Origin of the sequence: Imperialibacter sp. (genome assembly GCF_048007035.1) — a bacterium.
Taxonomy (GTDB): Bacteria; Bacteroidota; Bacteroidia; order Cytophagales; family Cyclobacteriaceae; genus Imperialibacter.
This window is the reverse complement of the sequence record NZ_CP180355.1, coordinates 56,422-69,120: the sequence shown is the minus strand read 5'-3', so window position 1 is coordinate 69,120 and position 12,699 is coordinate 56,422. Positions and strand designations below refer to the sequence as shown.

8 protein-coding genes are annotated in these 12,699 nt (G+C 46.7%); 1 reads left to right on the top strand and 7 read right to left on the bottom strand.

Annotated elements, in window-relative coordinates:
- The first annotated feature begins 43 nt into the window (after positions 1–43).
- Positions 44–136: a hypothetical protein gene (locus ACMVP2_RS00300; protein WP_416866236.1), complete on the top strand. Its 93-nt coding sequence runs from the start codon at positions 44–46 to the stop codon at positions 134–136.
- 17 nt (positions 137–153) lie between these two features.
- Here ACMVP2_RS00300 and ACMVP2_RS00295 read toward each other — a convergent pair whose 3' ends face one another.
- The 7 genes from ACMVP2_RS00295 to ACMVP2_RS00265 all read right to left on the bottom strand — a co-directional run bounded on the left by ACMVP2_RS00295 (position 154) and on the right by ACMVP2_RS00265 (position 12,323).
- Positions 154–951: a penicillin-binding transpeptidase domain-containing protein gene (locus ACMVP2_RS00295; RefSeq protein WP_416866235.1), complete on the bottom strand. Its 798-nt coding sequence runs from the start codon at positions 949–951 to the stop codon at positions 154–156.
- A 60-nt stretch (positions 952–1,011) separates the two neighbouring features.
- Positions 1,012–1,602: a hypothetical protein gene (locus ACMVP2_RS00290; protein ID WP_416866234.1), complete on the bottom strand. Its 591-nt coding sequence runs from the start codon at positions 1,600–1,602 to the stop codon at positions 1,012–1,014.
- 42 nt (positions 1,603–1,644) lie between these two features.
- Complete coding sequence (locus ACMVP2_RS00285; RefSeq protein ID WP_339793703.1) at positions 1,645–2,463, bottom strand: carboxypeptidase-like regulatory domain-containing protein; 819 nt, start codon at positions 2,461–2,463, stop codon at positions 1,645–1,647.
- Between the two features lie 106 nt (positions 2,464–2,569).
- On the bottom strand, positions 2,570–3,169 hold the full coding sequence (locus ACMVP2_RS00280) for a hypothetical protein (RefSeq protein ID WP_416866233.1): 600 nt from the start codon (positions 3,167–3,169) through the stop codon (positions 2,570–2,572).
- A 94-nt stretch (positions 3,170–3,263) separates the two neighbouring features.
- Complete coding sequence (locus ACMVP2_RS00275) at positions 3,264–4,769, bottom strand: N-acyl-D-amino-acid deacylase family protein (protein WP_416866232.1); 1,506 nt, start codon at positions 4,767–4,769, stop codon at positions 3,264–3,266.
- 132 nt (positions 4,770–4,901) lie between these two features.
- The gene (locus ACMVP2_RS00270; RefSeq protein ID WP_416866231.1) at positions 4,902–5,759 is read right to left on the bottom strand and encodes an SIR2 family protein; all 858 of its coding nucleotides are present in this window, start codon (positions 5,757–5,759) and stop codon (positions 4,902–4,904) included.
- Between the two features lie 129 nt (positions 5,760–5,888).
- Complete coding sequence (locus ACMVP2_RS00265) at positions 5,889–12,323, bottom strand: MBG domain-containing protein (protein WP_416866230.1); 6,435 nt, start codon at positions 12,321–12,323, stop codon at positions 5,889–5,891.
- Between the last annotated feature and the right edge of the window lie 376 nt (positions 12,324–12,699).

The following is a 12,699-nucleotide window of genomic DNA, read 5'->3' as shown; positions in this document are numbered from 1 at the left end:
AAAAGCTAAACAAAGTGGCGGGTATTACCCTGCTTTTTGGGTCATGAAAATTTTGGCCACGACACTTGGAGAGACGCAGGGCGACCTTCTGTCGACGACGCTCAATATCAAAGCATTCATCTCGGCTTACCAGTAGTGCAAATCACTATCTATTTAAGGCAGCATTTTCAGATCCTTCAGAATCTGCCGGGTAATCGTCTTCCTACAGCTTCCGAAATTTGGGTTAATAGCTTTCCTGTCTTTTATCAACCGAGTGGCAAAAAAGTAGACGTTGTCTTCTTTTTCGACATAACCTACCCACCAGCCAGTGTCTTTTCCCCCATCACGGGTCCAGCCGGTTTTGGCCCGCAAGGTGTAGCCTTCGTTTTGTTCTTCTATCATCATCTCTTTCAAGATTTTAAAAGAGCGCTTAGAGAAGGGGAGGGTCTCTTCGTACACGCCAATCAGGATTTCTATTTGATTGGCTGGCGATATGGCAAACGAACCAAAGTTCCAGAAGTCGGGGTCGTTGATGGAAACATCGGCATTGCCATAGTGGCTGGCTTTTAGAAAGTGCTCATAGCGTTCTTTGCCGATTTCCTTTGCCATTTCCACATAGGCCCATCCGGCAGAAAGCCGAAAGGCATCTTTCATGGTGATGTCGTGGTAAATGTCAGGCCGGTAGCCATATTTCACCGCGTCGGTGGTTCCGGGCCATTTTACCAAATGGTTTTCATCTTTTGCCACACCTGTTTCCAGCGCTATCAGGGTGTTGATGATTTTGAAAGTGGAGGCCGGCAAAGTGGGCTTATGGCTATCGTTAATATCGCTGGAAATCCATTTTTTGGCATTGTAATCAAAGAGAGTAATACTGCCGTCGATATGGCAATCCTTAAAAGGCTTTGTAAGAGACTCTTGTGCTGTCAAACTGTGAAATAAAAGAATAGCACCTGCCAAAAAAGTAGTTTTCATTGTGAGTTTTTTTATCGGAATGACCCTGGTTGGTGTAGATTGGTGGGTAGATACCTTGAATTATTTGAGATTTTTTTCGGAGCGTATTTTGAAGATGTTGATGGCTACCAACGAAGTCAGCACGGCCAGGTTGGCTGTCAGTAAATATTTCGAAATGGGCACCTCCATTTCCTGTGTAAACCTTTTGACGTAGGTTCCCATAAACAAGGCTGTGACCAGCACAAAGCCGGAGATAATAATTTGGTAGCGACTTCTTGTAAGTTCTTTTTTGTTCCATAAAAAGAACGGAGAGAGGGTCAGGACAATGTAGGCAACAGCACCTGGTAAATTTTTGAACTCACGCAGCTCCATGCCTCTTGCTTCGAAGTTCATGGCAAGAAAGTAGAAATGGATAAGGTGGTTGAGGGCCAGCAGAAAAAGTAGGCTGACAAATAATTGCCGGCGCTGCTCTTCTGCATAAATGTGCTTCAAACCTTTGATGCCCGTCCAGCAAAGGATACCTGCAAAAAGCAAAAATGAAACCCTGGCAGAATACCTTGCTGCAAGCTGGAAGTAGATGCCTGGCTCTCGTGATACACCGCCCGACCACACGTAAATAGCATACTCGCAAAGAACTACCAGAAGGGAAAACCCTATCGTTTTCTTCATCATGGGTATGAGGTGAGAAGGGGTGGAGTTGTCATTTTAGCTTGCTCAGTCATTCATTACCTCGCAACGGATGGCAAAATCGTAGTTTCCACCCATGATCCACCTTCCCATGCTCACAGGTCTTACCCGCACTCTTTCATCGTGGTTGTTGCCCCTCAGGGCTATCATGGGATTCTGAAGGTTGGCCTCTACCCATTCGTAGGAAATATAGAACGGTTCGTCCACCACCAGCGGCTCCTTGAAATCATAGTTGAGCCAACCCTCCTTCAGATCCGACTCCAGAATGATCGATCGGGTAAGCAGTGAGTGACCCGGTTCATTGGCATTTCGGTCGATAGTATAAACGTTCAGGCGCAGTTTGAACGAGCCGTTTCTTTTATTGCGCACATAGATGGAGGCCGATTGAAGTAACGAAGGCTTCGAAACACTCATTTTCCGTGATACTTCGGCACCAGCGCCGATGCCTCCAACGAAACCAAACCTTTTACCAGAAACCCGATTCACTCCGAGTGTTTTAATGTCAGAAGGATCATTTTCAATCACTATCTCTCTCAAATTAATAACATCCTCCCTGAGCCGAATAATTAAAGGTGACGTGTTAAGTAGCTCCCGCAGGGGATGTGCCACTCTTTTATAGCCAACAATTGAAAACACAATCGAGTCGCCCGGACCGATTTCCCCGATGTTCAGCGAAAAGACGCCTTTTGCGTCCGATACGGTGCCAATGTTTTTGTCAAAGACGCCAATATTAACGTAGGAGATTGGGTTTTTGGAGGCTTCATCCACTACTACTCCCGTAAGCTCAGTTTTAGCAAAAAGCCAAAGCGGGCAGCCCAAAGCAAAAAGTATGAGTGTTGTGCGCAATGTATGAGAAATTTAAGCAGGTAATTCGCTACAAATAACGCACATTACTTTTGAAAAGTGCCCATTGAACACTGACAATCACCAAAGGATAGTTGTTGTGCAGCTTCTAGCGAAAGGTTGTCCAGCTTCTTTGCTCAATCCTGCTCCTATGGTCGGCGATGAAATTTTCCCATTCGGTGTCTCCCACTTCACTGGCTATTCGGAGCGCCCTGCTAGAAGCATCCAATGCTTCTTCATATTTCCCGTTTTGATAAAGGAACCATGAATACTTGTCCCAGGTGGCGAAGTCCGTATCGATTTCATAGTTCCAGCGAACATTCATGAGATGGTACTTGTTGTCGGCAGGCATTAGGTGGAATGTGATCGCCAACGCCATACATATCGCAGGGAATACTGACGCTTTCCAGGTTTTGGTTCTTACGATGGTCATAAAGCCTACAATAGAGGCAACCACTGCAACTGTCAATACAACAGGCACAAATGGGTAGAACTTGATTGTAAACAGCAGCAAAGCCAGCCAGAAAGTGGCAGCAAGGTTGGCCCATCCGTTCGTACCACTTCCTTTTTTGATGATGGCAACCAGGCAGGTCACGAGCAGTATTAAAAGTCCTGCCAGCATGACCACCGCATTGTAGTGAATGTGAAAGAACTTGATAAAGAAGCCGATAAAGAAAATGATGGAGCCGACATTTAGGAGATTTTTCATCGGAGTTAGTTGGTGAATAGGGGATCAAAATAGTGATTTAAATCATCAGAAACTCATAAAAAGCGGAGCGAATTACTCAAGCAGCGAACAGCTGCTATTGATGACTACCCCGGATCAATCGGCCTGAAAATATGTTGGTAGGTTCCTGCCCATTGTATACCGCAGCGCCAGATACAAGCACCATTTTCAACCCAGTCGCCCGCTGCGAGCTTTTGCCGTAGGTGGCGTGATCGATAAATGCATCCGGGTCGAAGAGTGTAAGGTCAGCATAGAAACCTTCCCTGATAACGCCAATGCTGTCTAAATCTAAGTTTTCAGCTGCTTGTGCAGTCATTTTATGAATTTTCATTTCTATTGGTTCGCTCGTTTCCATATTGAAGTATCGTGGGAAGGCGCCCCAGCCCCTGGGGTGGCCTGTTGTTCCGCCGTCAGAACAAATATTGGCATAGGGCCACCGGGTGATTGCTTTGATGTCTTCGATATCCATGGCCTTTGCAATAATACTTGCTCCGGTTTCCAATGACATCTGCACAAGGGCCAGGTAAGTGGTGACCGGGTCTTCGTTGCGAAGGCGTGCAATGCTATCAAGCGTAAGACCCTCGTAAGCTTTGTTGGATTCAAACCGGCCAATGATCATACCTTCCGGCGACGTCAGCTCAGTCAAGGCAAATTCTGCGGTGGCCCTGTTCTCAAAATCACGGTCGGGAAACAGCACTGTGATGGTCGACTGCCAGTACTCGTATGGATAAACATCGGCAGTTACGTCTATACCTACGGCCCTGGCGCTGTCGAGGATCGCCAGAAATGTCGGCGCCTGACCCCAGAAACTTCTCAGACCTATCTTAAAGTGTGAGATTTGGACCGGCATGTTGGCCTCCCTTCCAACCGTCAAAATTTCCTGAATGCTTCTTTTCAAAAACACATCCTCACTTCTCATGTGGCTGATGTACCGGCCGCCATATTGTGAAGCTACTTTGGCAAGTTCCAAAACTTCTTCGGCGCTTGAATAGATGCCTGGGTCATATTCCAGGCCGGTTGACAGCCCCAGCGCACCCGCTTCCATCTCTTTTGTTACCAATAGCTTCATTCGGTCGATTTCCTCCCTGGTGGCTTTTCGCTGAAAGTCGCTTCCGAGCACAGCCCGTCTCACCGTATTGTGACCTACATAAGAACCCACATTAGGAGAGATAGGACTTAATCGCAGTGAATCGAAATAAGCTTCCAACGAAGTGAATGAGCTCCCGTCTTGCCCCACGATAATTGTTGTGATTCCCTGGCTGATGGCTGCGTCAACGCTTCTTGGTGAGTTGCCACTGTGGTGACTGTGGGTGTCGATAAAACCTGGACTGAGCACCAGTCCGGTGCCATCAATGACCGAGTCTGTTTGCAAGGGGGCCAAATCACCGACGGCGGCAATGAGCTTGCCTTCAATGCGAACCGATCCAATATACCCTTTGCTGCCAGTGCCGTCGACGATGGTAGCATTCCGGATAAGGAGGGTGCTGGATTGAGGTGAACCGCATTGGCTTAGCAATAGCGTGAGTGCAGTGACTACCGAGAGATAGAATGACTTACCGACAAAGAGCCTGGAGTATTGCATATATTTTTTCAGATGAAGGAATCGAAGATAGCAAAATGAAAAACCGATATCTTTAAGGCTCCCTAAATGTTGAGCAGATTATTTCTAAGAGGCGGCTAAAAGCAGGTGTGGTATAGGCTGTTATTTTTTTGACTACAGACCATCGTAGATATCCGAATAGTCTTCCACCAAATGAATTGTCACGTCCAGGTTCTCCATTAAGTTTTTCACAGAAGGGCTGGGCGAACCCTTCGTGACATACCAAACGTCCATGGCGTATTTGAGCTTGATCGAATACCTTTTTCTTTCAATTAGCAGCCACCTTAGAAACACCTCATCGGGTTCGTAGCCAAAGCCAAAAATGATGAGCGGGCTGTGGAACCAGATATGGAGCCAGGTCTGCTCGCCTTGCCACGATTTTGACAGAAGTGTTTCTTTATAAAGCCTGCGCCGTCCTTTGGTGATGAGGCTTCTTGCCCGCTGAACGCTTCCCATGTAGTCGCCAAGCCCGAGCCTGATGCTGTCCCGGTAGTTCACATCGCCATGAATCTTCCATATGCCAAAGCCTTGTGCAGGGTTTTTAAGTTTCTCAAAGCCATAGTAGGTTTTCCAGGGGTAAAAACGGGTGAATCCGTCAGAATCAGTGTGAAATGGTCTGGCGCCGACTGATTTTTCAAATGCCGTATCAAAGTTTGTTGTCAGCACAGGTGTGTTTGTTGACCTGGCAAATTCCATGATTTTTCTATGGACACTCAGGTCATCGCTGTTTGTCAATTGCAATTCAGCTTTCACTCTATTTTTCACTTTAACCACATCATTTGCGTATATCTCAATCAGATCATATGCTTCGGTATTAGTCAGTCCTGTCAGGTCGAAAGGAATAGGTTTTGGGGAAGCTGCTTTCAGCAAGTCCTTCCAGGATGGCATAATGCCACTTCGCAGGTTAGGGCCGTTCCCAATAAGAAAAGCGGCGTCTTTGTATTTGCTTCTGATGGATGCAATGGCATTCATGCGAGGAATAGGTGATGCTTTTTTGGAGAAGGCATTATAAAAATCAAGCTGAATCAGGCTGTTTTCAAATTGTTGCCAGACACTCTCGCTGCTCAAAAGAGCTCAGTCTGTCCATTATATCAATGGCGACTATTTCTTTACAAATTTCGTCATAAGGCTGGAATTCTCAATTTCTATATACAAGAGATAAACTCCGTTTTTTAGATGACGGATTTCAATCCTTTCAAGACTCTCGAAGGTTCGATCCATTAGCACTTTTCCATTTAGGTCGGTCAGCCTTAACCTTCCAGGTTTATCTATTTTTTCAAGGAGATGGAGGTCATTCTCTGCCGGGTTAGGATATATAGACATTTCCTTCTGGCCGATCGTCGGTATTCCTAACACGGCGGCGACCGCCAGTAGTTGATCAACGTTTTCCGCAGGAAGGTAGTTACTGTCTCCAAATTGACTAGCTGTGATGGTTGACAGACCGGAAGATTCAATTAACAGTGTGCTTCCGTTTATAATAGCGACAGTCTCATTGCTGGAAGAATAGGAAATAGGCAATCCAGAGTCTGTAGATGCCTGTAGTTCAAGGTCACTTGTATTTGTCGTAAGATTTGCTGGCAAAGGCTCAAAAGTGATTTTCTGATGCGCTTTTTCTATAGTCAGCTTGCCCGATATGTATTCGAAATCATAATCGGTGTCTTCACCACCTTTAGGAGTTAACACATAGTCACCCGAATTAGAAGAAATTTTTGCCAGAGTAATGACCGTCGGTAAAGCGTCAATAACAGATTGATCATCTGAGTTCTTAAACCCTTTGTATAGTATGGAAAACGCTGGATTTTCTTGTTTATAACCTCGGGTTGCATCCTCAGCCGTTGCGGACAGTATCGCCTTATTGACCGTCAAGGTACCCGGCACGTTGGAGATGGTGTAATTGTCATCACTTCCGGTAGAAAGGGATATTGGGTATTCGCCTGCCGCACTTGTGCTTGTGGCGGTTGTTGATGGGGAAGGTGCTGTCGTCAATGCTGTTTTGTCATCCTCATTCTTAAACCCTGAGTAAATTACCTCCAGTGTTGGATTTTCCTCTCCATAGGTTTTTACTTTATCGACGGCAGTTGCAGTCAGGTTAGTCTGGGTTATGGTCAAAGTTCCATCAGACGTGTTGATATCGTAATTATCATCGTTTCCAGCACTTACGGTGATGGGGTAGGAGCCCACGTTGCTGGCAGTACTGGCTTCTGTAGTGGCAGTTGGAGCGGTAGCCAGCACACTGAGATCTTCTCCATTAACAAACCCAGTAACCTCGACGGATAAGGTAGGGTTGGGCTCTCCATATTCACGGCTTTGGTTGGGGGCTGAAGCTGAAAGTGTGGCCTTATTGACCGTCAAGGTACCCGGCACGTTGGAGATGGTGTAATTGTCATCACTTCCGGTAGAAAGGGATATTGGGTATTCGCCTGCCGCACTTGTGCTTGTGGCGGTTGTTGATGGGGAAGGTGCTGTCGTCAATGCTGTTTTGTCATCCTCATTCTTAAACCCTGAGTAAATTACCTCCAGTGTTGGATTTTCCTCTCCATAGGTTTTTACTTTATCGACGGCAGTTGCAGTCAGGTTAGTCTGGGTTATGGTCAAAGTTCCATCAGACGTGTTGATATCGTAATTATCATCGTTTCCAGCACTTACGGTGATGGGGTAGGAGCCCACGTTGCTGGCAGTACTGGCTTCTGTAGTGGCAGTTGGAGCGGTAGCCAGCACACTGAGATCTTCTCCATTAACAAACCCAGTAACCTCGACGGATAAGGTAGGGTTGGGCTCTCCATATTCACGGCTTTGGTTGGGGGCTGAAGCTGAAAGTGTGGCCTTATTGACCGTCAAGGTACCCGGCACGTTGGAGATGGTGTAATTGTCATCACTTCCGGTAGAAAGGGATATTGGGTATTCGCCTGCCGCACTTGTGCTTGTGGCGGTTGTTGATGGGGAAGGTGCTGTCGTCAATGCTGTTTTGTCATCCTCATTCTTAAACCCTGAGTAAATTACCTCCAGTGTTGGATTTTCCTCTCCATAGGTTTTTACTTTATCGACGGCAGTTGCAGTCAGGTTAGTCTGGGTTATGGTCAAAGTTCCATCAGACGTGTTGATATCGTAATTATCATCGTTTCCAGCACTTACGGTGATGGGGTAGGAGCCCACGTTGCTGGCAGTACTGGCTTCTGTAGTGGCAGTTGGAGCGGTAGCCAGCACACTGAGATCTTCTCCATTAACAAACCCAGTAACCTCGACGGATAAGGTAGGGTTGGGCTCTCCATATTCACGGCTTTGGTTGGGGGCTGAAGCTGAAAGTGTGGCCTTATTGACCGTCAAGGTACCCGGCACGTTGGAGATGGTGTAATTGTCATCACTTCCGGTAGAAAGGGATATTGGGTATTCGCCTGCCGCACTTGCGCTTGTGGCGGTTGTTGATGGGGAAGGTGCTGTCGTCAATGCTGTTTTGTCATCCTCATTCTTAAACCCTGAGTAAATTACCTCCAGTGTTGGATTTTCCTCTCCATAGGTTTTTACTTTATCGACGGCAGTTGCAGTCAGGTTAGTCTGGGTTATGGTCAAAGTTCCATCAGACGTGTTGATACCGTAATTATCATCGTTTCCAGCACTTACGGTGATGGGGTAGGAGCCCACGTTGCTGGCAGTACTGGCTTCTGTAGTGGCAGTTGGAGCGGTAGCCAGCACACTGAGATCTTCTCCATTAACAAACCCAGTAACCTCGACGGATAAGGTAGGGTTGGGCTCTCCATATTCACGGCTTTGGTTGGGGGCTGAAGCTGAAAGTGTGGCCTTATTGACCGTCAATGTACCCGGCACGTTGGAGATGGTGTAATTGTCATCACTTCCGTTAGAGAGTGAGATTGGGTATTCGCCTGCCGCACTTGTGCTTGTGGCGGTTGTTGATGGGGAAGGTGCTGTCGTCAATGCTGTTTTGTCATCCTCATTCTTAAACCCTGAGTAAATTACCTCCAGTGTTGGATTTTCCTCTCCATAGGTTTTTACTTTATCGACGGCAGTTGCAGTCAGGTTAGCCTGGGTTATGGTCAAAGTTCCATCTGATGTGTTGATTTCGTAATTATCATCGCTTCCAGCACTTACGGTGATGGGGTAGGAGCCCACGTTGCTGTCAGTACTGGCTTCTGTAGTGGCAGTTGGAACGGCAGCCAGCACACTGAGATCTTCTCCATTAACAAACCCGGTAACTTCGACCGATAAGGTAGGGTTGGGCTCTCCATACTCACGGCTTTGGTTGGGGGCTGAAGCTGAAAGTGTGGCTTTTGCTATAGATAGCACTTGAGAGAGTGAGGCCGCCGCAAAGGTTTCTGTAGCTTCAAGGAGGGCCGTAATGGTTACTTCGCCGGCGGCATGGATTGTGGCAGTATTCCCTGAAACATCTAGAGTTCCTTCATCCGAAGAGGTAAAGGCAATTGCCCCCGAAGAGTTGGTGGAGTTGGCCGATAATGTGAAGTCTGCATCTCCATAAGTTTTGGGAGAAATTGTGGTTAAAGAAAAGTCTGGTGCAATTGCTGAGGAAACGATCCCTGCCAGCCCCCAGCTAGGCTGATTAAATGCCGAACTGAAAGAACCACCTGCGAATACTGTTGTTCCACTTATTGCGATAGTTCTAACGATATCACTTATTCCTGGGTTCCATGTTGAAGCAAAGCCATCACTAAGTTTTAGCGCCGCTATTTTATTTCTGTCTTGACCACCGATCTCGGTAAATGTACCTCCGGCATAAATACTTGTTCCGTCTAAGGCCAAACTGTAAACACCGCTATTTGCGCCAGGATCCCACTTGGTTGCCACGCCGTCGCTTAGATTCAGGGCGCCGACATAGCTTCTCGTCTGACTGGCTATTGTTGTAAATGTGCCTCCAATATACAAAATAGGCCCATTTCGTTGTAGACTGTAAACAGCCCCATTCGTACCAGGATTCCAGCTTGTCACTAGCCCGTCGCTCAAACTGATGGCGGCTAAGCGACTTCTTGATTGCCCTCCAATGTTTGTAAAGCCGCCACCGACATAAGCAGTTGTACCATCAATTACCATGCTTGTCACGAAGTTATTACTGTTTGGGTCCCAGGAAGTTGCTTGGCCGGTTGCCAAACTTAATGCTGCGATATTGTTTCGTAGCTGACCACCGATGCTTGAAAAAGAGCCACCAGTGTACATGGTTATTCCATCAGTCAATAGCATAGATACTGTGCCATTGCAATCAGGATTCCATCCTAAAGCCTGACCGCTGGTGACATCTATTGCCGCAATTCTGTTTCTTGGTTGGCCTCCAATACTAGTGAACCCCCCGCCTGCATACAAACTTGTGCCTTCTAAGGCAAGAGCGAACACTATGCTGTTTGCATTTGGGTTCCAATCTGTTAGCTGCCCATCGCTAATAGTTAGCGCAGCAATGTGATTTCGTGATTGGCCGCCAATGGCTTGAAAGTCGCCTCCTACATATACTCCAGCATCCCCAATAGCCAAGCAACTTACTGACGCATTTGCATTGGGGTTCCACTCTACAGCCAGTCCATCGCTCGCATTCAGAGCTGCAATATAATTTCGTGGTTCGGCTCCAATATTTGTGAAATTTCCCCCGGCATAAACCAATGTGCCATCGATTGCCAGACTTCTTACTGTTGCATTTGCATCGGGGTTCCAGGCGGTAGCCAGTCCATTGCTGGTGCTTAGCGCTGCAATACGATTCCTGAATTGACCTCCAATACTGGTGAAATCTCCCCCTGTGTATACTGTTGACCCACTTATTGCGATAGTCCTGACCGATGAATTTGCGTTGGGATTCCAAGCTGTAGCCAACCCATTGCCAGCATTCAAAGCCGTAATGTAGTTTCTGGATTGGCCACCAATACTAGTAAAACTCCCACCCGCATAAACAATAGTTCCCCCCAATGCCAAACTGTATACCGTGGCACTAGCATTTGGATTCCAGGATGTAGCTAACCCGTTGGCAGTGTTAAGCGCCGCTATCCGATTTCTTGATTGACCGCCAACATTGGTGAAACTTCCTCCAGCGTAGACTCTAGTTCCATCTAAAGCTAAAGTATATACGGTGCCGTTCGCATTCGGATTCCAGCTTGTTTCAAGGCCGTTATCTAAGTCGATGGCTGCCAGATGGTTCCTCAATTCACCCCCTACGCTAGTAAATGTCCCTCCTGCAAACACATTCGTTTCGTCTGCCGCCAAACTATGCACTGCATTATTCATAATGGGATTCCAGCTATTCGCTAGACCATCGCTTGTGCTAACAGCCGCAGCATGGTGTCTCGACTGTCCACCAATAATTGTGAAATTGCCTCCGACGTACAGGGTTGTGCCTGACAGATATAGAGCGTTTACTGAGCCGTTTGGGTCAGGATTCCAACTTGTCGACAAGCCGTTGTTGATGCCGCCAACATTAAGTGCTGCCAACCGGTTTCTGCTCGCTCCTCCAATAAAGGTGAAAGCGCCACCTACATACACTTTTGTGCCACTTATAGCCAAACTCCACACCGAACTGTTTGCACTAGGGTTCCAGCTGTTCGCCAGTCCATCACTGGCATTCAGTGCGGCAATTTTAGCTCTGGATTGCCCACCAATGTTGGAAAAATAGCCTCCTACATATATGGTGGATCCGTCAGTCGCCAGACAGTTTACAAAATCATTCGCATTTGGATCCCACGTCGTGACAAGTCCACTGCTAATATTTATTGCGGCGATATAATTTCTTGATTGGCCCTGCAACGTTGTGAACCTGCCACCAGCATATAAGTTCGTACCATCTGTTACCAGTGTACGTACTTCATTATTTGCATTCGGGTTCCAGGCCGTTGCAAGTCCGTCGCTACCATCTATGGCCGCAATGTAGTTCCTAAATTGGCCCCCAATAGTAGTAAAGTAACCACCTGCATAAACAGTAGAGCCATACATAATCAGGCTAAACACAGCACTATTGGCATTGGGATTCCAGTCTGATACGTTGCCGTCGGCGGTGATGTGAGCGATGTTGTTCCTTGATTTTTCCCCAACAAAAGTAAACTCACCACCTATATACCATCCTCCATCATTATCAGAAGCAACAGTTAAAACTTGCCCGTTTACTTTCGGAAAGGTAAAGTTAGGGTTTCCAGTTGACGCATCGAGACTTGCACCCCGGGAGCCAACATAGTTATCCTTTACAGCAATAAAGGAGCCTCCAATATAGAGCTTGCCATCCCCCAGAGCCAACGAGTAAATGGGGTCTGAGATCGTTAAGTTTTCCGCAAATGATGTAACCTGAGCATTGTGACTAATGTAGGCAAGGTTTCTGCGTTCAAGCCCGCCAACGTTTGTGAAGCTACCTCCAATGTAGTAGCCGCCCTCTGCGTCCGATATGGAAGCATACACAGTGCCATTTGGCTGTGGAAACCCCGATGGTACTTGACCAGAAGTAGGATCAAGTTCAGCTCCATAGGATGCCAGATTACCTGCCCGGGTAAAATTTCCTGCTAAATAGATGAGGTCATTAGGTTCGTCTATTTCAATGGCGTACACACTGCCGTATACTTTGTTCCGATATTTCTCGATAAGGTCTTGGGAAATGCCATGGTTGTGCAATAGAAACGATCCAGCTAGAAATAAAACAGCACCTTTAGGGCTGCATAAATTTTTTATCAGAATTCGTTTGAATAAATCCACCGGTTGAAATTATTAATAGAACACCAGAGGGCTCTTCTGACCCTCTAGATTAGAATCAAATCTAAATATTTTGTCTGTATATTTTTCAACTATTTCTTTCTGAAAAAGTACTCATGCCGTATTCACCCTGTTCTTAACCGACAACGATTCCCAAAAAATGACTTCCAAATACATTTTCTAGTGAGATACTCCTTAGAAGAGGCTTTCTCGCTGTAGTGTGCAAATTGTGATA